Origin of the sequence: Marinobacter sp. (assembly GCF_052091845.1) — a bacterium.
GTDB lineage: Bacteria > Pseudomonadota > Gammaproteobacteria > Pseudomonadales > Oleiphilaceae > Marinobacter.
Window position 1 is genome coordinate 1 of the sequence record NZ_JBQDCO010000014.1, and the last position, 22,048, is coordinate 22,048.

Annotated in this window: 20 protein-coding genes; 9 read left to right on the plus strand and 11 right to left on the minus strand. The window is 52.1% G+C overall.

From position 1 onward, the window contains the following. Positions 1–17: 17 nt before the first annotated feature. The 7 genes from mauJ to ACTHYN_RS06450 form a co-directional block, all read right to left on the minus strand. Positions 18–1,217, minus strand: coding sequence for a methylamine utilization protein MauJ (gene mauJ / locus ACTHYN_RS06420; RefSeq protein WP_441811645.1), 1,200 nt, complete (start codon positions 1,215–1,217; stop codon positions 18–20). Between the two features lie 91 nt (positions 1,218–1,308). Next, positions 1,309–1,641, minus strand: coding sequence for a YnfA family protein (locus ACTHYN_RS06425; RefSeq protein WP_441811646.1), 333 nt, complete (start codon positions 1,639–1,641; stop codon positions 1,309–1,311). A gap of 293 nt (positions 1,642–1,934) precedes the next feature. After that, the gene (locus ACTHYN_RS06430; protein WP_441811647.1) at positions 1,935–2,633 is read right to left on the minus strand and encodes a TSCPD domain-containing protein; all 699 of its coding nucleotides are present in this window, start codon (positions 2,631–2,633) and stop codon (positions 1,935–1,937) included. A gap of 28 nt (positions 2,634–2,661) precedes the next feature. Continuing rightward, positions 2,662–4,800: an adenosylcobalamin-dependent ribonucleoside-diphosphate reductase gene (locus ACTHYN_RS06435; protein WP_441811648.1), complete on the minus strand. Its 2,139-nt coding sequence runs from the start codon at positions 4,798–4,800 to the stop codon at positions 2,662–2,664. Between the two features lie 293 nt (positions 4,801–5,093). Then, positions 5,094–5,888 carry an ABC transporter ATP-binding protein gene (locus tag ACTHYN_RS06440; RefSeq protein ID WP_441811649.1) on the minus strand — a complete coding sequence of 265 codons (795 nt, stop codon included), beginning with the start codon at positions 5,886–5,888 and terminating at the stop codon, positions 5,094–5,096. Between the two features lie 9 nt (positions 5,889–5,897). Then, positions 5,898–6,800: an ABC transporter permease gene (locus ACTHYN_RS06445; RefSeq protein WP_441811650.1), complete on the minus strand. Its 903-nt coding sequence runs from the start codon at positions 6,798–6,800 to the stop codon at positions 5,898–5,900. Positions 6,801–6,874: 74 nt separating this feature from the next. Further along, positions 6,875–7,849, minus strand: coding sequence for an ABC transporter substrate-binding protein (locus ACTHYN_RS06450; RefSeq protein WP_441811651.1), 975 nt, complete (start codon positions 7,847–7,849; stop codon positions 6,875–6,877). A 231-nt stretch (positions 7,850–8,080) separates the two neighbouring features. Between ACTHYN_RS06450 and ACTHYN_RS06455 the strand changes: the two genes are divergently transcribed. Further along, positions 8,081–9,748 (plus strand): AMP-binding protein, encoded by a 1,668-nt coding sequence (locus ACTHYN_RS06455; RefSeq protein WP_441811652.1) that lies wholly within the window; start codon positions 8,081–8,083, stop codon positions 9,746–9,748. Positions 9,749–9,872: 124 nt separating this feature from the next. Next, positions 9,873–10,364 carry a thioesterase domain-containing protein gene (locus ACTHYN_RS06460; RefSeq protein ID WP_441811653.1) on the plus strand — a complete coding sequence of 164 codons (492 nt, stop codon included), beginning with the start codon at positions 9,873–9,875 and terminating at the stop codon, positions 10,362–10,364. Between the two features lie 8 nt (positions 10,365–10,372). Here the strand turns inward: ACTHYN_RS06460 and ACTHYN_RS06465 are convergent, their stop codons facing one another. Both ACTHYN_RS06465 and ACTHYN_RS06470 read right to left on the minus strand, forming a co-directional pair. After that, positions 10,373–12,061 (minus strand): ABC transporter permease, encoded by a 1,689-nt coding sequence (locus tag ACTHYN_RS06465; protein WP_441811654.1) that lies wholly within the window; start codon positions 12,059–12,061, stop codon positions 10,373–10,375. A 150-nt stretch (positions 12,062–12,211) separates the two neighbouring features. Further along, positions 12,212–13,228: a Fe(3+) ABC transporter substrate-binding protein gene (locus ACTHYN_RS06470; RefSeq protein ID WP_441811655.1), complete on the minus strand. Its 1,017-nt coding sequence runs from the start codon at positions 13,226–13,228 to the stop codon at positions 12,212–12,214. A gap of 246 nt (positions 13,229–13,474) precedes the next feature. On the opposite strand from ACTHYN_RS06470, the gene ACTHYN_RS06475 reads away from it, so the two are divergent. The 3 genes from ACTHYN_RS06475 (at position 13,475) to ACTHYN_RS06485 (ending at position 15,926) form a co-directional block, all read left to right on the plus strand. Then, positions 13,475–13,762 carry a PilZ domain-containing protein gene (locus tag ACTHYN_RS06475; RefSeq protein WP_441811656.1) on the plus strand — a complete coding sequence of 96 codons (288 nt, stop codon included), beginning with the start codon at positions 13,475–13,477 and terminating at the stop codon, positions 13,760–13,762. Positions 13,763–13,884: 122 nt separating this feature from the next. Then, positions 13,885–14,451 (plus strand): hypothetical protein, encoded by a 567-nt coding sequence (locus ACTHYN_RS06480; RefSeq protein ID WP_441811657.1) that lies wholly within the window; start codon positions 13,885–13,887, stop codon positions 14,449–14,451. A 164-nt stretch (positions 14,452–14,615) separates the two neighbouring features. Beyond that, positions 14,616–15,926: an HD-GYP domain-containing protein gene (locus tag ACTHYN_RS06485; RefSeq protein WP_441811658.1), complete on the plus strand. Its 1,311-nt coding sequence runs from the start codon at positions 14,616–14,618 to the stop codon at positions 15,924–15,926. On the opposite strand, the gene ACTHYN_RS06490 is transcribed toward ACTHYN_RS06485, so the two are convergent. Next, positions 15,916–17,064 carry an organic solvent ABC transporter permease gene (locus ACTHYN_RS06490; RefSeq protein WP_441811659.1) on the minus strand — a complete coding sequence of 383 codons (1,149 nt, stop codon included), beginning with the start codon at positions 17,062–17,064 and terminating at the stop codon, positions 15,916–15,918. The genes ACTHYN_RS06485 and ACTHYN_RS06490 overlap by 11 nt on opposite strands. A 233-nt stretch (positions 17,065–17,297) precedes the next feature. Here ACTHYN_RS06490 and ACTHYN_RS06495 point away from each other — a divergent pair, with 233 nt between their 5' ends. Genes ACTHYN_RS06495 through queF form a run of 3 tightly spaced genes read left to right on the plus strand, consistent with a single transcriptional unit; the run spans position 17,298 to position 19,879 of the window. Continuing rightward, the gene (locus ACTHYN_RS06495; RefSeq protein WP_441811660.1) at positions 17,298–18,248 is read left to right on the plus strand and encodes an ABC transporter ATP-binding protein; all 951 of its coding nucleotides are present in this window, start codon (positions 17,298–17,300) and stop codon (positions 18,246–18,248) included. Next, on the plus strand, positions 18,245–19,018 hold the full coding sequence (locus ACTHYN_RS06500; protein WP_441811661.1) for an ABC transporter permease: 774 nt from the start codon (positions 18,245–18,247) through the stop codon (positions 19,016–19,018). Before ACTHYN_RS06495 ends, ACTHYN_RS06500 begins: the two co-directional genes overlap by 4 nt. Positions 19,019–19,060: 42 nt before the next feature. Next, complete coding sequence (gene queF / locus ACTHYN_RS06505; RefSeq protein WP_441811662.1) at positions 19,061–19,879, plus strand: NADPH-dependent 7-cyano-7-deazaguanine reductase QueF; 819 nt, start codon at positions 19,061–19,063, stop codon at positions 19,877–19,879. 1 nt (position 19,880) lies between these two features. Here queF and ACTHYN_RS06510 read toward each other — a convergent pair whose 3' ends face one another. Then, complete coding sequence (locus tag ACTHYN_RS06510; RefSeq protein WP_441811663.1) at positions 19,881–21,326, minus strand: adenylate/guanylate cyclase domain-containing protein; 1,446 nt, start codon at positions 21,324–21,326, stop codon at positions 19,881–19,883. Between the two features lie 152 nt (positions 21,327–21,478). Here ACTHYN_RS06510 and ACTHYN_RS06515 point away from each other — a divergent pair, with 152 nt between their 5' ends. Continuing rightward, a complete protein-coding gene (locus tag ACTHYN_RS06515; protein WP_441811664.1) occupies positions 21,479–22,033 on the plus strand; it encodes a nitroreductase family protein in 555 nt (184 codons plus the stop codon). Positions 22,034–22,048: the final 15 nt, after the last annotated feature.

The following is a 22,048-nucleotide window of genomic DNA, read 5'->3' on the forward strand; positions in this document are numbered from 1 at the left end:
CTCCCACCTCTACCTGGTTACACCAAAGTGCTGCAGTTATTATCTGAATTCACGAGGAAAGGGTCCGTTCTAGCTAGTAAATCATTAGTTTCAGCATTGTATATTTCTACCTGACCATTCAAATATTTCCCTTTGGCGAATAACGCGGTATCACTTCTTACATGCATAGATTTTGGCGTTCCATCGTCCATGATATTCACGTGTTCGAGTGGATCAAAAATGAGGCGCCACTCACCAAAATCAAGAACGATGACTAGTTGAAGGATTCCGTCTTCTGAACTCAAATGAATGATTAATGAATTTTCGTGTTGTTGGACACCAGCGGGCATCAATCCTTCATAACTTTGAAATCTCTCCGAATCTCTTAATCTTAAAGAAAGACAAGGGATTTCTATTTGAGAGCCATCTTCAAGGGCTTCACCCTGCTTTAAGGATTCCACCATTTCACAACCGAGTATTTTCTCGAATCCTTCTAGTTCATAGAGATGCGTGCTGTGGTAAGTTGACTTACTTATGATACCTAATTCGCTCTCGATGGCTATTGAAGCCAATTCTTTGATTACTGATAGATCCTCACTTAATCGTTGAACTTCAGATGGCACATCGGGATCAACTGCAGGCTCACTAAAAGCATGTGCTACGGCACAACGCCCTTGAACATATAAGTACCTTCCTAAATCAGGTTGTGTCTCATTTAGCTCTTCCAAACGCTTGGTTGCTCTATAATCTTTAATTGCAGATATATTTCGATTGATCCATGATTTTTGCTCAGGCCCTCTATCGAACAAAATATTCAAAACCTTGAAGAAGCCTAAGAAAGCATAGGCTGGGCTGTTAATGCTCTGCGCTTCTCGAAATAACGCCAATGCACGACGTGATTTTTCATCTTCTGGTTCAGGCAAATAATCAGCCCTGAATTTTTTCGAAATATATCTCGAATTTGATTTTCCAACTCTCATCGGTTGCTCGCCGTTCGAGCCTACAGAAAACAACTCGGATATACCTTCTTCCTCAACCCAAGAAAGAGCACTTAAAAATCTATTTATCAAAAGCCTCCCAGACTCCATGTCAACACCAGCAGGGCAAAACAGAGAGACAGATTGTGCATCTTCATCAGTTTCTGGTCGCAGCAGATACGTACAACCGAGATACTCAATTTCCGTCTCTTCTGTTGGCCAGCCAAATTTTGCTTTGACTGCTACTGTGAGCCATTTCACGATACTTAGTCCTGCCTAACGCTTGCAGCATGCGCGCCTACGAAATGAAGCCGAAGGCGCAATGTAGTAGGCGTCGCCGTGCCTGCATTGGTTATGTGGTGCGCGGTGCAAACATGATGATTGCCATACCCACCAAAGCAACGCCTGAGCCAACCAAGTCCCAGGCGGTTGGACGGATGCCATCCACTGCCCAGAGCCAGAGTATGGCGGTAAAAATATAAACGCCACCATACGCAGCATAAACCCTGCCCGCAGCGGTCGGATGTAATGAAAGCAGCCAGGCAAATGCCCCAGGGCTCAACGCGCCCGGCACCAGGAGCCAGATAGTTTTACCCTCGCGAAGCCAGAGATAAGGCAAATAACAGCCAACAATCTCCGCTAAAGCGGTAACGAGGAATAAACCTACGGTTTTCAACTCAGACAATAGAACCGGCTCCTTGATAGTAACACATAACAGCGTATTAGACCGCACTCTTCGTTATTCAATATTATGACTTCCGCGTTTTTACGCATCGTGATTACGTTCTTTCTAAGCACTATGGTTGCAAATATATACTAAAATCAATCATTTACAACCTAAGTCTTGTCAAACTTCGTAATATCACCGCGTAATAACGAAGCGGTCACGCGAATACGGAATGTCTGTGAGTGCCAGCCACAAAAAAGGCCCGAGGCTTACGCGTCGGGCCTTATCTTCAAACTACCTTTTGAGTTAGCTCAACCACACTTACTATCCCCACAAGACAGGCAAGTAGCACACCCATCCATCACAATCACCGCCTTGGTGCTGCACTTGCTGCACATGGTGGCGTTGGGGGGGAAGTCACCGGCCTGGTCGTCGTTGGTGGCTTTTGTGCTTGTGGATTCAAACTCGGCACGCTTTTCGGCGAGAATGCGCTTGGTGGTTTCGCTCATTTCCTCGCTTTCCATCAGGCCAACAGCCTTCAGGTGCTTCTCGATAACGGCACCAATTTCCGCTACCAAAGAGGGCATGAATACGCCGCCTTTTTTGAAGTAGCCGCCGTTGGGGTCGTATACAGAGCGCAGCTCTTCCACCAGGAAGGTCAGGTCGCCGCCTTTGCGGAATACCGCTGAGATTACGCGGGTGAGGGCGATTACCCACTGGAAGTGCTCCATGGATTTGGAGTTAATGAACACTTCGTATGGCTGACGGCTTTCGTGGTCTGTGTCTTCGTTCAGCAGGATGTCGTTAATGGTGATGTACATCGCGTGCTCGGCCACGGGCGGCTTGATTTTGTAGGTGGTGCCCACCAAAAAATCCGGCCGTTCGATGTATTCATTCATCTGAACGAGCTGAGTTTCTGGCTGTGCTGCGACCTGCGGCTCGCTAGGCGCGTCTGTGTCGGCTTTCTTTACCCGGTAGCCGACGATCTGATTACTGATTTTAACTGTCATGTCTGTTGTCCTGTGTCGGTGTTCCGGATCAATACTTTCCGTATGTGCCTTCTTTTAGCGCGTCAAACAGGTTGGCGGCGGTATGCATCTCGCCGTCGTACTCCACCTGTTCGTTACCCTTCAGTTCCACCTTGCTGCCATCGTCCAGTGTGAATTCGTAAAGAGTGTTCTCAAGGTCTGTTTCTTTTACCAGTACGCCCTGGAAAGCTTCCGGGTTAAAGCGGAAGGTGGTGCAACCTTTCAGGCCTTTGTCGTAGGCATACAGGTAGATGTCTTTGAAATCCTGATAGGCGAAATCGGTTGGTACGTTCGCGGTTTTGGAAATCGAGGAATCCACCCACTTCTGTGCTGCAGCCTGAATGTCTACATGCTGTGCCGGGCTTACATCATCCGCGGTGGTGAAGTAGCTGGGCAGTTTTTTGTCTTCATCTTCTGAGAAGGGCATGGCGCCCTGGTTAACCATGTGGCGGTAGGCCAGCAGCTCGAAGGAGAACACGTCAACTTTTTCTTTGGTCTTGCGCCCTTCGCGAATCACGTTGCGGGCATAGTGGTGCGAGAAGCTCGGTTCTATGCCGTTACTGGCGTTGTTGGCCAGCGACAGGCTGATGGTGCCCGTGGGTGCAATGGAGGTGTGGTGAGTGAAACGACCACCTTTTTCTGCCAGAGCTTCTACCAGTTTGGGCTCTACGCTGGCAATTTCCTGCATGTAGCGGCTGTATTTGGCGTGCAGTACGCGGCCTTTCAGCTTGTCGCCTATTTTGTAGCCATCTTTGGCCAGTTGTGCGCACTTGTTCATCATTTTAGGGGTGATTTCGAAGTCGTCGTCCATGATTGGCGCTGCGCCTTTTTCTTCGGCAAGGGCGAGAGACTGGCGCCAGCCTTCTACGGCCATTTCCTGAACCACGTTTTCTGTGAACTGTACAGATTCTTCTGAACCGTAAGGCATGCGCAGCATGGCAAGGGTGGAGCCCAGGCCCAGAATGCCCATGCCGTGGCGGCGCTTGTAGGTAATTTCGTGGCGCTGCTCTGGTAACGGCAGGCCATTGATTTCTACCACGTTGTCCAACATGCGGGTGAAGATGCCCACCACTTTGCGGTACTTTTCATAATTGAAACTGGCTTTGTCGGTGAACGGGTAGTCCACAAACATGGTCAGATTCACAGAGCCCAGCAGGCAGCTGCCGTAAGGGGGCAGGGGCTGCTCACCGCACGGGTTGGTGGCGCGAATGTCCTCGCAGAACCAGTTGTTGTTCATCTGGTTAACCTTGTCGATCAGGATGAAGCCAGGCTCTGCGTAATCGTAGGTGGATGTCATGATGGTGTCCCAGATGAACTGGGCTTTCAGGGTGCGGTATATGCGGCACGCCACTTTGCCTTCGTTATTGACTACATATCCGTCCAGCACCGGGAAGTCGCGGTATACAAACTGGTCGGTTTTAGTCAGGTCCAGGCCTTCGTCTTCTGCTTCTTTTTCGGTAACCGGAAAGGAGAGGTGCCAGTCGTCGTTGTTACGAACGGCGTCGATGAAGTCTTCGGTAATCAGCAGCGACAGATTGAACTGGCGCAGGCGGCCGTCTTCGCGCTTGGCCTGGATGAAGTCGATCACGTCTGGGTGATGCACATCAAACGTAGCCATTTGGGCACCGCGGCGGCCACCGGCTGAAGACACGGTGAAGCACATGCGGTCGAAGATATCCATGAAGGATAACGGGCCAGATGTGGTGGCGCCAGCACCAGCCACGTAAGCGCCTTTGGGGCGAAGAGTAGAGAATTCGTAACCGATACCACAGCCGGCCTTGAGGGTGAGGCCTGCTTCGTGGTTTTTCTCCAGAATATCGTTCATGGAATCCTGAACGGAGCCGGATACGGTGCAGTTAATGGTAGACGTAGCCGGTTTGTGCGCTTCGGCACCGGCGTTTGAAGTAATACGGCCGGCAGGAATGGCGCCGTTCTTGAGCGCCCAAGCAAAGTTTTTCATGTGCTCGGCGCGTACGGACTTGTTCTCAACTTGCGCTATGGCTGTGGCAACGCGCTGAAACGTGGCGTTGATGTCCTTATCCACGGCTTCGCCGGTTTTGGTTTTGAGTTGGTATTTGGAGACCCAAATGTCGAGCGAAGTTTCCTGCATCGGAATCGTTGTAACCACTGCCTCTGCCTTAGCGTTCATTGCCACCCTCAATCTTAAGTATGTCGGTTGTCGCTGGCACCGTGGGCGGTGCCATGCTTCTTAAAGCGCCGGGAGCACCGGTATAGGTGCTAGCCCACTAAAATCACTATATGTAGGTTTATTTTCGACGAGTATAACAGGATATAGTGGTATGTGAATTTAAGCGGAACTATTGATAAGCGACTTACGGCAAAGAAAATCAATGGCAAATGACTTGCAAGAAGGAAAACTGCGGGAAATCCGGCGCTTGAGGTGCAGTGAAAAAATGCGGAAGCCAGGCTCCCGCATTTTTGCTAACCGAGCAGCAAGCTGTCGTCGTCTACTGACAGCCCGCGCTGTTTTTCAAACAGGTCCAGAAGGTCTTTCACTTCCAGGCCTTCGCGGTCCTTGCCTTTAATATCAAATACCACCTGGCCCTGGTGCAGCATGACTGTGCGGGAGCCCACTTCCAGCGCCTGTTTCATACTGTGGGTTACCATTAAAGCCGTCAGTTTTTGCTCTTCGATGATCTTGGTGGTCAGCGACAGTACGAAGGCAGCGGTTTTGGGGTCCAGTGCGGCGGTGTGCTCATCCAGCAATAAAATGTTGGAAGGCGTAAGACTTGCCATCAACAGGCTTACTGCCTGGCGCTGGCCGCCGGAAAGCAGGCCCATTTTGTCGCCCAGACGATTTTCCAGCCCCAGGTTCAGGGAGGAGAGGCTTTCCCGAAACTGCTCCATGTATTGCTTTTTTACGGCGGCACTCAAGCCCCGACGCTGGCCGCGTTTGATGGCAAGCGCCAGGTTTTCCTCAATGCTCAGTCCTTCACAGGTGCCTGCCAGTGGGTCTTGAAACACTCGTGCCACACGTCCGGCACGTTTGTGGGTAGACAGCTTGGTTACGTTGAGATTGTCGACAACAATGTTGCCGCTATCAACCAGCACTTCTCCCGCCAAGGCGTTGAGGAAGGTAGATTTGCCGGCACCGTTACTGCCAATCACGGTTACAAACTCACCCTGGTTCACGGTAAGGCTCATGCCCCTGAGTGCAGGGTTTTCCAGCGGCGTGCCTCTGCCAAAGGTAAGCCGGAGATCGGTTGCGCTGATCATGTTGCCTCCTCAGGCTTTCTTGCGGGAAAGTTTGTTAACCAGCGAATTACGGGCGCCGGGCAATACAATCGCCAGGGTAACCAGAATCGCGGTTATCAGGTTCAGGTCCTGGGCTTTGAAGCCAAGGAAGTCCGCGTTTAACGCTAACGCAATGGCCAAGCGGTAAATGATAGCGCCCACTACGCAGGCAACCAAAGCACGAATGACTGTGGTTGGTGTAATAACCGCTTCGCCGCCAATCAGCGAAGCCAGGCCGATCACGATAACACCAACACCCATGGTGACATCCGCTGCCCCCTGGCTTTGGGCGAACAGGGCACCGGCCAGACCAACCAGGCCGTTAGAGACAGCAACGCCCAGAATAATCATGGCTCCGGTGGCTATGCCTTGTGCCCGAGCCATTCTGGGGTTGGCACCGGTTGCGCGCATAGCCAGCCCGGTTTCAGATTTCATGAAGCGCCATAAAAGAATCAGGGCAATAAATACCACAATCACAAAGAGCAGCACGGGTACCTGATGGTAGGCCAAGTCCAGCGAATACCAGGGGGTGAGTACGGTTTCCTCGCCAAGTAGCGCTATGTTTGGCCTGCCCATTACGCGAAGGTTGATGGAATACAGGGCAATCATGGTGAGGATGGAGGCCAGCAGGTTCAGAATTTTCAGTTTTACATTCAACATAGCCGTAACCGCACCGGCGGCCATGCCGGCGAGTACGGCGGCACCCGTGGCCACCCAGGGGTTCCAGCCCTGCATGATCAGAACTGCCGCAACAGCCGCACCAAGCGGGAAGCTGCCATCGACCGTTAAATCCGGAAAATCGAGTACACGAAACGAGATGTAGATACCAAACGCAACCAGGCCGTAGATGAGGCCTGTCTCTATTGCGCCATAAAATGCAATTTCACTGAGCATGGGCAAGGATCACTGTGGAAGAAAAACGGGCGGCTCCTTTTGGGGTCCGCCCGTGTAGGTCAGTAGGTCGAATGTTACTTATCGCTTTTAACAACTTTTTGAGCGCCGGCAATCACGTCTTGCGACAGGGTAATGCCCATGCGCTCTCCGGCAGCCGGGTTCACGAACAGGTTGGATTTTTTCATGGTTTCGAAGGGCATGTCGCCAGGTTTTTCACCCTTGAGAATGCGTGCGACCATTACGCCTGCCTGTCGCCCGTGATCGTAGTAATCAAAGCCCATGGCCGCAACAGCCCCCCGGGCAACGGTTGCCGTGTCGGCTGCGAATACCGGTATTTTAGCGCGCTCACCTACGGAGATCACGGCTTCTGCGGCGCTGATAACCGTGTTGTCGGTTGTCAGGTATATGGCATCGGCTTTACCAACCAAAGAGCGAGCCGCGCCGAGCACTTCAGAGGTTTTGGTGGCGGCGCCTTTTTCCAGGGTCAGGCCGCGAGCTTTCGCGCGTTCTTCCAGCATATCAACCAGTGCGACCGCGTTGGCTTCGCCCGGGTTATACACGGTGCCAAGGCGCTTGGCATCCGGCATGATGCGCTGCACCATGTCCAGGTGCTGTTCGATGGGCACCATATCACTCACGCCGGTAATGTTGGCACCGGGTGCCTTGGCACTTTTCACCAGTTTGGCGCCTATGGGATCGGTTACCGCACCGAATACCACGGGAATATTGCGCGCAGCAGCGGCAACGGTTTGTGCGGAAGGAGTGGCGATAGCCACAATCACGTCTGGGCCTTCGCCTACAAATTTGCGGGCAATCTGGGCGGCAATGGCGGAGTTACCCTGGGCGCTTTCGTGCATGATTTTCAGGTTGTCACCTTCTTTAAAGCCTCGTTCGGCCAGCTCATCCTTCACGCCTTGATGAACGGCATCCAGGGCGGGGTGCTCAACAATCTGCGTAATGGCAACGACACGTGGCTCTGCAGCCTGTGAAAGACTTGCCATTGCAAGTAAGGACGCGCCCAACAGGGTGCGCAGGGTTTTCGAGGCCATATGTTATCTCCGGTTTTTTTGCTGTTTTGTTTGACGGTGGAAGAGTTTACCACAGCCCCACCACCTTAGTAGCAGGGCATGTTGTTGTGTCGCGGTCTGATCACACATTTTTTGGAAGAGTTTTGCACAGTTGCCCCAAGTCACGCTTTGACTCTCCATAATGTGTTGAAATACCCTACTAAAGTCTAAATAATGCTCCGATAAATCAAATAACGAAAGCAAGGAAGGTCCATGCAAACAACAAACAAACTTCCCCTCGATATGGTCTACCACTGGGAGACCACCAAAACGAACTCCCTCTACCTGACCCAGCCGATTGGTGATGGGAAGGTGGTGGAGTACACCTGGGGAAGGGCGGTTGATGAGGCCCGCCGCATGGCGTCATACCTCAAGTCACTGAATCTGCCTGAAAAGAGCCGTATAGGTCTGATTTCGAAGAACTGCGCGCACTGGATCATGACTGACTGGGCGATCTGGATGGCGGGGCATGTTTCCGTACCTTTATACCCAACGTTAAATGCCGACACCGTTAACTATGTGCTGAACCATGCTGAGTGTGACGTTTTATTTGTGGGCAAGCTGGACGACTGGGATCTGATGAAACCAGGCGTACCTGAGTCGGTTCGTTGCATTTCCTACCCTCTGAGCCCGCCCAACGACTTTGAAACCTGGGACGATATTGTTGCGAAGTATCCGCCTCTGGAGGAGAACGTGCAGCGTGATGGCAAGGAGTTGGCTACGATTGTTTATACCTCTGGCAGTACCGGTCGGCCAAAAGGCGTCATGCTCAGCTTCCTGAATATGGCGCATTCTGCCACCGGTGGTCTTGAGGTTCTGCAGGTTGGGCCTAATGAGCGCATGCTGTCTTATCTGCCACTGGCACATGTGTTTGAGCGCACTTTTGTGGAATTGGCCTCTGTGTATGCGGGCTTTCACTTGTTCTTTGCGGAGTCTCTCGACACGTTTGTTGAGGATATGAAGCGGGCGCAGCCAACTCTGTTCCTGTCTGTTCCCCGGCTGTGGGTCAAGTTCCAGCAGGGTGTTTTGCAGAAAATGCCACAGAAGAAACTGAATACGCTGCTTAAGATTCCTGTCTTGAACACCCTGGTTAAGAAAAAGATCCTTGCGGGGCTTGGGCTGGATAAAGTCAAGCTGGCCGGCAGTGGCTCTGCACCTCTGGCCAGCGACGTGCTGGACTGGTATCGCAATCTTGGTCTGGAGTTGTTGGAAGGCTACGGCATGTCAGAGAACTTCGCCTATTCCCACATCAATAAATTTGGCCGCTCACGCACCGGTTATGTGGGGGAAAGCATGCCAGGTGTGGAAACGAAAATCAGCCCGGAGGGTGAGATTTTAGTGAAAAGCCCGGGAAGCATGATGGGGTATTACAAGGACGAGGAGAAAACCCTTGAAGCTTTTACCGAGGACGGTTTTTTGAAAACCGGCGATAAAGGCGAAATTGATGAAATGGGGCGCCTGAAAATTACTGGCCGCATGAAGGAAATTTTCAAAACAAGCAAGGGCAAGTACATTGCACCTGCACCTATAGAAAATCGTCTGATGGCGCACCAGTCAGTCGAAATGGTGTGTGTATCCGGCGCTAATCAAACTCAGCCCTTTGCAATGATTCAGTTGGCCGAAGGCATTCAGCCGCAACTGGAAGATGCCGGTTTCCGGAAGAAACTTGAAGACAGTTTTGCTGAGCTTGTCACCAGCGTGAACAAGACAGTCGATCCGCACGAGCAGTTGGCTTTTGTGGTTATTGTGAATGACGAGTGGTCAATCGGAAACAGCTTTTTGACCCCAACTCTGAAGCTTAAGCGTAATGTGGTTGAAGATGCCTATGAGAACAAGGTGGATGAATGGTATGGGATGCGCCAGAAGGTTATTTGGCAATAACGCCTATTTTCATCGTTGAGATCAGGCCCGGCTATGCCGGGCTTTTTTCGTAACAGAGCCGACATTGGTCGCATAGGGAAAAGCGGATGGCGGGCATAGAATTGGTGTATGTCAGGAGGGATTTATGGCTCAACTTTCCGCAGTCCAGAACCGTATTCATGCAGAGATTCCGCTTTCCCGCGCTCTGGGAATTGAATTGCACTCATGGGATGGCAGTGCGTTGTTGGTTAGCGCGCCGCTTGAACTGAACAGTAATCATCAGGGTACGGGGTTTGGTGGTAGCGTCTATTCGGTGGCTGTAACCGCAGCGTGGGCGCTTATGGAGCTGGCGTTGGCAGACCTTGGCTTGAAAGGCAATGTGGTTGTGCAGACGGGCAGTATTGATTATCTGGAGCCGGTAACCTCAGATTTTTATGCCATTTGCCGGGTGCCGGGGGATGAGATTCCGGCGCGTTTCAGAAAAGGCCTTGCAAGACATGGTAAGGCAAGGTTGGACCTTACTGTTGAGGTATTTTGCGGGGCGCCAAACACCTCGCCACAGGCCGATCCGGTGGCTGTTTTTCAGGGGCGCTTTGTTGTGCAGGATGCCCGCTCCAGTATTGCGCCTCAGCTTTGAGGGTTATATCAGGCTATAGAGCGAGTGTTGGAAATTGATCTGCTCATCAGGATGATCGGGATAATACCGGCCAGAACAATAATGAGTGCCGGCAGGGCACTGTGGTACAGGCGCTCATCGGAGGCAAACTGGTATACGTAGGTGGCCAGGGTTTCAAAGTTGAATGGCCTCAGTATCAGAGTGGCTGGCAATTCTTTCATGCAGTCTACAAACACGACCAGCGCGGCGGTGATCAATGTGCCGCGAAGCATGGGCAGGTGAACCTTTACCAGTGTTTTGCCCGGGCTGTTTCCCAGTGAGCGGGATGCCATGTCCATGCTTGGGGTAATCTTCTGCAATGCGCTTTCTACGCTACCGGCCGACACGGCCAGAAATCTCACCGTATAAGCAAATACAATCGCGAATGCAGAGCCACTGAGCAGCAGGCCAGTGCTCACATCGAAGTAATCCCGCATCAGGCTGTCTAGCCAGTTATCAAAGCCCGCCAGAGGCACAATGACCCCTACGGCCAGTACCGCACCGGGCATGGCGTAGCCCAGGCTTGAAAGGCGCATGAGTACCTGCATTCCACGGGTGTTATGAAGTCTGCGGCTGTAGGCGAGGGTCACGCCGATGAGCAGGGTGGTTAGCGCTGCCGCTCCTGAGAGGAACAAGCTATTGAGAGTGTTGCGTATAAATACCGGGTTCCAGCTCTGATCAAAGTACTCCCACGCATAAACGCCCAACGTAACGCCTGGAATAACAAAGCCAAAGACCACCGGCACGGCGCAAACGGCCACGCAGATCAACTGCCGTGGGTAAGACATGGTGAACCGGCGAATCGGGTCGCGATTGTCTCTGGCGGCAAACTGTTGCTGGCGTCGCCGGGAGTAACGCTCAAGGGTAACCAGAATAACCACAAACATGAGCATGGTTGTGGCTATCTGGGCCGCGCCGCCCAGATTGCCCAGGTTCATCCAGGTATCAAACAGGCCTGCGGTGAGGGTTTGCACGGCAAAGAAATCCACGGTGCCAAAGTCGTTCAGGGTTTCCATCAATACCAGTGAAAGCCCAACCGCGACGGCAGGGCGGGCGATGGGAAGAACCACCTTGAAAAATGTGCTCAGTGCTGAGTGGCCAAGGCTGCGGCTGACCGCAAACAACGAAGGGGATTGCTCCAAAAAAGCAGCGCGTGCCAGAAGGTACACATAAGGGTAAAGCACCAGGCCAAGCATTAGCGTGGCCCCTTCCAGACTGCGAATTTCAGGGAACCAGTAATCGGCGGCGTTACCCCAGCCAAACCAGCCCCTGAGCGAATCCTGAACCGGGCCGGCGTAATCCAGGAGGCTGGTATATACATAGGCAATCACATAGGCCGGCACGGCAAACGGCAACAGCATGGCCCACTCGAAAAGTTTGCGCCCCGGGAATTCGCACATAGTAACGGCCCAGGCGGTTGATAGGCCTATCACCAGTGTAATTGTGCCGACGCCTGCCATCAGCTTTAAAGTGGTGCTCAGATAACGGGGAAGCGTAGTATCCATCAGGTGTGGCCAGATATTTTCTTCGGGGAAGAAGGCCAGAAAAATGACGGATAAAACCGGGAGGGCGACAATGGCTGTGGTTAACAGGGCGCTGAACAGCCAGTGGCGAGAAGTGCGCTTTGCCAGCAAGGGCTGGGTGAGCCCGGGGTTAACGCTGGTCGCGGCCTCGCTCATAGAGTTCCTGTTAATGAGGTTGATTGGTTAGACGTGCATTGAAGGGTGTCGATTGTAATCAGCTCAAATAGTCGCTGCAATGATTGGAATCATTTGTGGGAGTGATAGATTGAGAAAGCGAGGGCGATGAGGCCGCCCCCGCCAACAGATTTATTCGCCGTCGTAGTCTACACGGTCAACCAGCTTGACTGCCGCGTTACGGTTTTCTGCGATATCGTGCAGAGAAAGGCTGTCTGGCTGGATCTCACCCCACTCTGCCACCAGACCGGTTGGCTTAACGTTGGGATTTGCAGGGTATTCTGTGTTTGCTTTGGCGTAGATGCCCTGAGCCTCGGGTGAGGTCAGGAATTCCATCAGTTTGATGGCATTTTCACGGTTTGGCGCGCTTTTGGTCAGGGAAATACCACTGATGTTGATGTGGGTTCCGCGGCCATCGGCGTTCGGGAACACCAGGCGAACGGCTTCGGCCGCCGGGCGCTGATTTTCATCCTGCAGCATGTTGCCGTAGTAGTAACTGTTGCCGATAGACACATCGCACACGCCCTCTGCAATCGCCTTGATTTGGTCACGATCGCCGCCTTGAGGCTTGCGTGCCAGGTTGTCTTTCACCCCTTCCAGCCAGGTTTCTGTTTCGGCTTCGCCGTGATGGGTAATCATGGATGAGATGAGGGCAATGTTGTAAGGGTGCTTGCCGCTACGGGTGCAAATGCGGTTATCCCACTTATCATCTGCAAGCTCTTCATAGGTGGTGATTTCACCTTCTTCAACGCGCTCTTTAGAGGTGTAGATCAGGCGCGCCCGGGTGGTGAGGCCAATCCACTTGCCTTCCGGGTGGCGCAGGCTTTCGGGTATGTTTTTATTCAGCACATCGCTGTCCACACCCTGAACCAGATCACGCTCGACCAGTTCGTTGAGGCGTGAGATATCCACGGTCATAACCACATCGGCCGGACTGTTGCGGCCTTCGCGCTCCAGGCGCTCAGCCAGGCCCTTCTTGGCGAATACCACGTTACTCTTGATGCCGGTTTCCTGCTCAAAGGCATTCAATAGAGGCTCAAGAAGATACGCCTGGCGGTATGAATAGATATTAACTTCGCCATCTGCAGAGGCTGCAAGAGGTAGGGCTGTGAGGGCGATTGCCGCTGTAGCGGCGAGTTTCATGCGCATGGTGCATCCTTAGCGGGTTTTGGTTTGGTGTGCGTTTGTGATTGAGTGCCATCCGGGCACTGATTGAGAGTCACAAACGCCTAAAAACGCCAACCATTCTCATTTGTGTTACGCGCGAAGTCAATATTCCCTTTGGCGTACTTCGTTTAAAATAGTGTTACTCTGTTTATTGTGATTCATACGATATAATTCGCATGCACACACGTTAATCTACTATGTACCTTAGTAAAGCAGTGGACGTCGCAGATGAGTGTAGATGATCGCAGGGAGCACTTTCGTACAGCGATGTGTGCCAAGGTGAAGGTGAATCACGAACAACTGGGAGAATTTGTGTTCTCTACCCGGGATATATCTGATGGCGGCGTGTTCGTTGTGGTAGATGATGAGCCGTTCACGCCGGGAATGGGGGATAAAGTAAAGGTACAGGTGCAAGGTTTGCCCCTACCGGCACCCGTGCTGGATATGGCCGTTGTTCGTATAACCAATGATGGTTATGGCCTGCAATTTGAAGAATGTGAAGAGAGTGATAACTGACACGCATTTTTGCAGCGCCTTCCCGTGGGTAATACCTCTCTCCAGTGAGATTGTCGTTAAGGATTAACGAGAGACTCGTGATTTATTTCAGATTCCATAGTCCAGTTAAGAGCGCTATACGCTTGTTGGTTCTAGCCGGTGTTCTGGTAGCTCAGTCTGGCTGCGCGACCTACTACGCTCACTACGCTATGTTCCCTGCCGAAAACTCCCAAAAGGAGCCGAGGACCATTCGGTTGTCCTGGCATAGTGCTGAATACCCTTCCTGGTGGTTTTTATCGGATCGTGCCACACCTGTAACCCTGGAAACTCAGTGCAGTGATCGTTCCTGGCGGTTATATGACAGTACTCATGCCCAGGCGGGCGAATGTGGCAAGGGTATTCGCGCGTGTGGAGAAAGCGGGGTTGATCGGCGCGTTCATGGAGGGGAGTCGGTCAATGCCGGTGATGCCTGCATAACGATTAACCCTTCGAACCCTGAGGCGCGGATCGCAGATATATCAGGCCGGCTGGAGTTGTTGGTAGCCTGCCGGCCCGTTTCTGCAGTCAAGGGTACGGATGAAGACGAAGTTAATGTTGATTATATCCGCGCATCAACGGTGCCTTACACGGTATACAGCCGTAAAACAGAGCGCGGCACCCTGAGTGCTCGCCCGCCCAGGTTTGATCGTGCGGTATGTAACTCAGATTAATGAGTTGTGATGGCGATCACATTGCTACAAGTTGTTTCCTTTTGAGTGACATGGTTACGGTTTGTCTTTCTGCGGTTACTTTGAGCTACCAAATTGTAATGGACTATTTCCGGATACCATTCAAGAATAGTACCTGTTAAAAAACACCTGTTCAGGAGCGAATAGTGGGCGTTGGTCAGAAAAAAATAGCGGTACACGATCTGGAGGTTGGCATGTTTGTGTCAGACCTGGATCGACCGTGGCATCAAACGCCATTCCCTATTCAAGGCTTCCATATTCGTTCCCAGAACGATTTACGCGCGCTTGTTTCATACTGCAAGTGGGTGTCTGTTGATGTTGCAGAATCCCGGGATACCGTTGAGCTTTCCAGGGTGGTCCGACCGGCTTTTGGAGCTAGGGGGCAATACAAGCGAGAGGGCCGGGAAGAGCTTCATCTTCCGCCGTTGAGCATACGCGAACCCGTAAAGTACACCGACGTTACCACCCTGAAGCGGGAGATGAAGTTATCAAGGCGCCTGCTTGAGGATGCGGGGGTTGCACTTGAGCAACTGTACGCCGCGGTATCCGGTCAAGAGGCTCGGGATTTGCGCCCGGTGGCTGCGGTTGTCAGCAAAATGGTACGCAGTGTTGTTCGCCAGCCAGATGCATTGCTATGGCTTAGCCGCATTCAGCAGCATGATAACCATATATACCAGCATGCTTTGAATACATCCGTTTGGGCCATTGTGTGCGGTCGACAGCTGGGGCTCAATGAAGGTTTGCTGAACCACCTTGGTCTTGGCTGTTTGCTTTCTCAGGTTGGCAAAACACAACTGCCTGAAGAATTGCTCAGCCAGGAAGGGCAGCTTGGCCCGGAAGAGTATGCGCTTTATCGTACCTATGTTGATAAAGGTATGGCGATGCTGGAAAAGAGCGGGCTTTCAAGAGCGGTGCTGAGTGTTGTGCAAGGCCATCGTGAGCGCCATAACGGTTCTGGTTTTCCTGTAGGTGTTCGCGGCGACAGAATCCCTGTGCTGGCTAAAATTGCCGGGCTTGCAGAGTTCTTTGAATCACTTATCGAACCAAGAGAAAGCCTGGCAGAGCCTATGACACCAGCAAAAGCGGTGGCTTTGCTCTACGACATGCGAAACATTGAGTTTCAGGACGATTTGGTTGAAAGCTTTATTCGCGCGATTGGTATTTACCCCACGGGCAGTCTTGTCGAATTAACAGACGGCCAGCGTGGTATTGTCATTTCTCACTCCCCTGAACGTCGGTTGTGGCCGCGTGTGATGGTTATGACAGACCGTCATCACGAACCCTTAAAAACTGCGAGGGTTGTGGATTTGGCAAAATACAACGAGAGCCGAACGGCAGCAGACATAATCGCCATCAAGGAATGCCTGGCACATGGCACAGGGGGGTTGGACCCGGTCGGTTACGATGTAACCGGCGCGGAATCTCGCTGGAGTCTTAGTCGGCTGGTCAGTCGGTAATAACAACCCGAAGGGTTTTCCTTATCCACCGGTAAGTGTTTTCAGGTGAAAAACTTATAACGATCTCAGACTCGCCGCCCGCCGGGCCATCTGCGTAGTAGTCCACTTCTGCCATTTGTGCGCTATAGGAATGCACCACCACATCCTGTGGCCTGGTGGTAATGACCTGCAGGTCAGAAAGCTCAGCGTTACCACCTATGCGATTTATCTTTATCTGTTTATTGCTGCTGTCGCTTGCCGGGTGTCTGGCAATATGATTATCCAGGTAGAAGCGGTTTCCAATAAGGGTTGTAATCTTTTTCAGTTCACGCTTCTGATAATCCTCAGCATCTTCGGCATCCACCTCATCCATGGATCGAGCTGCCTGAATAATGCGCTGTTTTTTTGCCCGTAAGTCTTGTTTATATTCAACGTTTGGGTTCCATTCTTCATCATCTTTCGGGCGCTCGGGCGCGTTCTTTATATAGTCTTCGGTTGGGGGAGCTTCGCACAGCTCATCCCCAGCCGGATAAAAGCAGATCTGGGCAAGCAATTGGTTGGCGGGCGAAGGGGTGTCGCCGGTTGCGTCAAATTTGCGTGCACTTACGTTGAAATCAATGGGGCTGGTCAGGTTGGGCAGAGCTGCATTCAATTGCTGTATTACGCGGTCCCGAATGTCAATGCCTTTGCCCTCCCGCACGCCCTCAGACCAGTTCAGGTTGATGAGAAATCGAGTGAGGTTGTTCAGTGGTACGTTGGAGATAGCTTCGGCTTCCGTTCCTGTGTGGCCAGGCAGGCCTTCACTATCGACGGTTGGGGTTGGTAGCTGCGCCCGGATATCCGGAAAGAACTCCAGCAGTGTAACCCACTCTTGCGTGGGTACATCTTCGGCAATAAGCAGGTCGCCCACCCAAAGGCTCAGAGTTTCACCAGGGTAGTACTGAAACTGACCGTAGGCATTCGTTTTACCGGATTGGCTGGCGGTCTGGTAAGTTAAGCCGCTGATCCCCAGAGCGTTAACTGTTCCGGTATTTGTATCATTGCCATCACTGTCACCGTCGCCGCTAAAACATCCCGCGAGAAGCGGGCTGATAAAAAGCGAGGCAAGAAGCGCGCGGGGCAAGGTAAGTGATGGGCGAGTGAGGTGAATGGCAGCCATGGTTCGTCTTTCATTCCCTGGGTCTCGACCGTGCCACTGAAACCATCGTGGGCGGTCATTTGTAAATTGTTGTAACTGCATTATAAGCAGTTGCTTAAAGCTATATCGGGATACCTGTCGCAGTTTACCTATTTCGCAGATAGCGAACTGCCGCGCTTTCAACCTTGAAAAAGGCGAACATGCCTCAACTTATTAGTGTTCTGTGAACGCCGCTTTGAGAACCGGAACCTGTTATGACCCATGCTTTGGAAATTGAAGGACTCACCAAAATCTATGCCAGTGGTTTTGAAGCTCTTAAGGGAATCGACCTTCATGTGGAACAGGGGGACTTCTTTGCCCTGTTGGGCCCGAACGGCGCGGGAAAATCGACCACACTGGGTATTGTAAGTTCTTTGGTGACCAAATCTGCTGGCCGGGTGAAGGTGTTTGGTTACGACATAGATACCCATCTTTCTGATGCCAAGCGTCACTTGGGTGTTGTGCCGCAGGAGTTTAACTTTAATCAGTTTGAGAAAGTGTTTGATATCGTCACCATTCAAGCCGGCTATTACGGGATTCCCCTGAAAAAAGCGGCAGTGGCGGCTGAGAAGTACCTGAAAAAACTCGGGCTTTGGGATAAGCGTAATACGCCAGCGCGCATGTTGTCTGGTGGTATGAAACGCAGGCTGATGATTGCTCGCGCCCTGGTACATGAGCCCAGGTTGCTCATTCTGGATGAGCCCACGGCGGGCGTGGATATAGAGCTACGGCGCTCAATGTGGTCGTTTCTTGAGGAAATGAACCGACAGGGCACCACCATTATTCTGACGACCCACTATCTGGAAGAGGCGGAAGCCCTGTGCCGGAATATTGCCATTATTGATCACGGTCGTATTATCCGGAACACCAGCAAGCGAGAATTGCTGCAGCAACTCAGCCTGGAGACATTTCTGCTGGATGCCGAGGTGGCGCCGGATAAAGCCCCTGAACTCGACGGTTTTGCCACCAGATTGGGAGGCGAAGGCGTGCTTGAAGTAGATGTTCAAAAAGGCCAGTCATTGAATGAAGTATTTATTCAACTGGAACGGCAGGGGGTTAACGTCGTCAGTATGCGTACGAAAGCAAATCGGTTGGAGGAGTTGTTTATCCGTATGGTGGAGCATAATGCCACCGATGCGGGGTTGAACACGGAGGCCGTATCATGAATGCTCAGGCGCTGTTGACGGCTTATAGAACGATTGTGTTGCGCGAAATCCGACGGTTCACTCGCATATGGCCACAGACATTGCTGCCACCCGCTGTGACCATGACTCTCTATTTTATTATTTTTGGCAATCTGATTGGTTCCAGAATTGGCGATATGGGCGGCTTCGACTATATGTCGTTTATTGTGCCCGGGCTGATAATGATGGCGGTTATTACCAGTTCATACGCCAACGTGGTGTCTTCGTTTTTTTCCATGAAATGGCAACGCAGCGTGGAAGAGCTGCTGGTGTCGCCGGTGCCGAACTGGATTATACTGGCTGGCTACGTAACCGGCGGCATGGCTCGGGGTCTGGGTATTGGCGTTATTGTGACATTTTTGTCGTTAGCATTTACCCGGTTGCAAATTCATAATTTGCCAATGGTTGTGGTAACGGTGTTTTTAACCTCTGCGTTGTTTGCCGTAGGTGGTTTCATTAATGCGCTGTTGGCCACCAAGTTTGACGATGTTTCCATAGTGCCAACGTTCGTTCTTACCCCTCTGACGTACCTCGGTGGGGTGTTTTACAGTATCGATCTGTTGCCGGACTTCTGGCAGGGCGTGTCAATGGTTAACCCGATCCTGTACATGGTGAATGGTTTCCGGTTTGGCATACTCGGCGTTTCGGATGTAAACCCGTTTGTGTCCCTTGGCATGATTTTGGTGTTTATAGCGGTGTTTTCGTTTATCGCTCTTAAGTTGCTGGCCCGGGGAAAGGGTATACGGCACTGATGTTACGTGTGTTTTCAGATATATTGATTTTCAGGAAATCCTATGGCCCTTGATAACGCGCCGCTTGGCAAAAGCAGTGATTACCCGGATCGCTACGATCCTGCCTTACTTTTCCCGGTAGCCAGGGAGGAAAATCGCCGCCGCATTGGCCTTGAAGACGGTCGGTGGCCATGGTTCGGGGGAGATCTTTGGCAAGCCTGGGAGCTATCCTGGCTGCGCCCAAATGGCATTCCGGATCTGGCTTGGGCCGAAATCCGGTTTCCCGCGGCTTCGCCGTCGCTTGTGGAATCCAAGTCGCTTAAATTGTATTTGAACTCTTTAAACCAGACAGTGTTTTCTTCTGCTGATCAGGTTGTGGAGGCCGTAACAGGAGATCTATCCAGCGTTTGCGGTGCGGCCGTGAATGTTCGGCTCCTGAGCGTGGACGACTCAGGCACAGCGATCGGGCGCCCATCAGGCTACGAGCTGATTGATAACGAGACAGTCAGCGAGGTGGTGTACGACTATGCGCCCGAGTCGCTTTCTGCCCACGGGCCAGAGGTTACAGAAAAGCTTTGTTCACACCTGCTGAAAAGTAACTGCCCGGTGACCGGTCAGCCTGATTGGGGCACAGTGCTGATCAGCTATACTGGCTCAGCTATCGATCGTGCCGGGTTGTTGCGGTACATAGTGAGTTTTCGGCAGAAGCAGGATTTTCACGAGCATTGCGTGGAAACGTTGTTTACGGACATTCTTGAGCGGTGCAAGCCTCAAAGTTTAACGGTTTGTGCCCGCTATACTCGTCGTGGCGGCCTGGACATCAACCCGTGGCGCAGCACAGAACCCGAAGAGCAGGTCGGTCCAAGGTTAATGCGGCAGTAAATCAGTCCCGAACGCTGTCTTCTTCATGCCGCAGGCGTTCTGCGGCATCTTCCAGGGCACTGAGTATGCTCCTGCGTTCCTTCTCTGAGATTTTATCGGAATCCAGATACATGGCAAAACCGCTGCGTTCATGCTCCATAAAGCTCCGGTTTGGGCCCATGTCTCTGCGGAAGTCTACCACTTCGTAAATAGGTACGGGTCTGCCGAAACCTTTTACGGTGATCTCGCCTTTGTCGCGGCACATAATCCGGTCTTTGATTAATGAGAAGGTCTCGTAGGAGACAAGAATTTCCCCTGGTTCGGCAAGCGATTCCAACCTGCTGGCAAGATTTACTTCCTTGCCGATAATGGTGTAATCCATACGGTTTTCAGCGCCAAAGTTGCCTACGGTTGTGTAACCGGTGCTGATGCCCATGCGAATTTCCAGTGGCGTTTTAATGCCCTGGCTGCGCCACTTCTGGCGCATTATTTTCATGTGTTTGCGCATATCAATGGCCATGGACACGCACGCAAAGGCATCTTCCCTCTGGCCCCGACTTGTGGGGTCGCCAAAGAACACCATAATAGAGTCGCCCACAAACTTGTCGATAGTGCCGCCATACCTGAGAGCCACTTCAGACATGCCGTTAAAGTAGTGGTTCAGCAATTCAGTGAGTGCCTCTGGCTCCATTTCTTCCGAAAGCTCGGTAAAGCCTTTTATGTCCGAGAAGAAAACGGCGAGTTTTTTGCGTTGGGTTTCAAGGCGAACGTCTCGCTCCCCTGTAAAAATGGACTGCCATACCTGAGGGGAAAGGTACTTTGATAGCTTGTGTGAGAGCGCAATGGATTGTTCGCGCTGGTTTTGTATCTGGGTTTTTGCCAGCATCAGGGCACGGGCTTGTTGGTGTGAATAAAACGCTGTCACGCAGATGTACAGGCCAGTGGATAGTATCGACAGTATGCTGGTGAGTAGCGGCGATTGAAACGATTCAGCCGGACCGAAGAGGGCGAATAACGCGACGATAGACGCTATCATAAAGCCGCAGCCGATCAGAAACTGCCGAATACCGCCAATGATCAGCGCGCTGAATATAAGCATCAGGGCGACGGATGCAGAGGGAATAGCAACCAGGCCAATGCAGCCGATGAAACCGCCCCCGATAACACAATCTGCGATGAGCATTTTCTGGCGAATGCGGGGGGAGTGTCTCAGGAAGGTTCGCCGGGTAAGTAAATAGGCTATGTGAGGCCAGCCAAGCGCGCCGGCAATTAGCCACAGGTGCCATTGCTGAAACGCGCCCTGCAAAACGCCCGCAATAATAATGGCAGTTGTGGCTGTATACGCCAGTAGACGCCCGTTGTAATCGGGCATGGGAGGAATCGCCACTGGGCTGTTCAGGGCTTCGGATGACAAGGATTTTTCTACGCTATTGCTGGCATTGCGTAGATCTGCGGAAGCACTCATCATGTACGCGGATCACTCATGGCGCTGGAACCGTATAATTTTAGTTATGGTATGCGGAGTACGACTAAAGGTTAACAGTATTACTTATAACCCACAATTCGCGGGACACGCTTGAGTAGTACCCGATCAGAATTCAGCTACCGGAAATTTAAAATATGAGTTCAGTCACTGACTTTTTGCTCAATCGGGCATCTGAGCCACGGCTGGAAGTGCCGGCTCCGGATGTTTCCACACTTGATCAGGCCTTTGAATGCGCGGCGCGCGCGCCTGACCATGCGTTACTTCGCCCCTGGCGTTATCTGGTGGTTGAAGGCGAGGGGCTGAAGGCTCTTGGAGAGTTATTTGTAGCGGCGCATTGTGATAGCGGTGAGGAAAAGAAACTGGAAAAAGTACGCAAGAAAGTACTTCGTGCGCCTATGATTGTAGTCGGCATTGCCTCGCCAAAAAAACATCACAAGGTGCCGGAGGTAGAGCAAATACTGTCTGCAGGCGCAAGCATGAGTTTCCTGGGTCTGGCCCTGCAAGATGCGGGCTATGGCGTCATGTGGCGTACCGGTAAAATGGCTTATCATCCTGTAGTGCGTGAAGGGCTTGGCCTTGATAAAGAAGAGTCGATTATCGGGTTTCTTTATACCGGCACTGTTTCTTCCTCCAAGCCTGCGGTGCCCCGGCCGGCATTAGCCGAGTTTGTCGCACGCTGGCCAGTGTAAATCAGGCCCATGCCC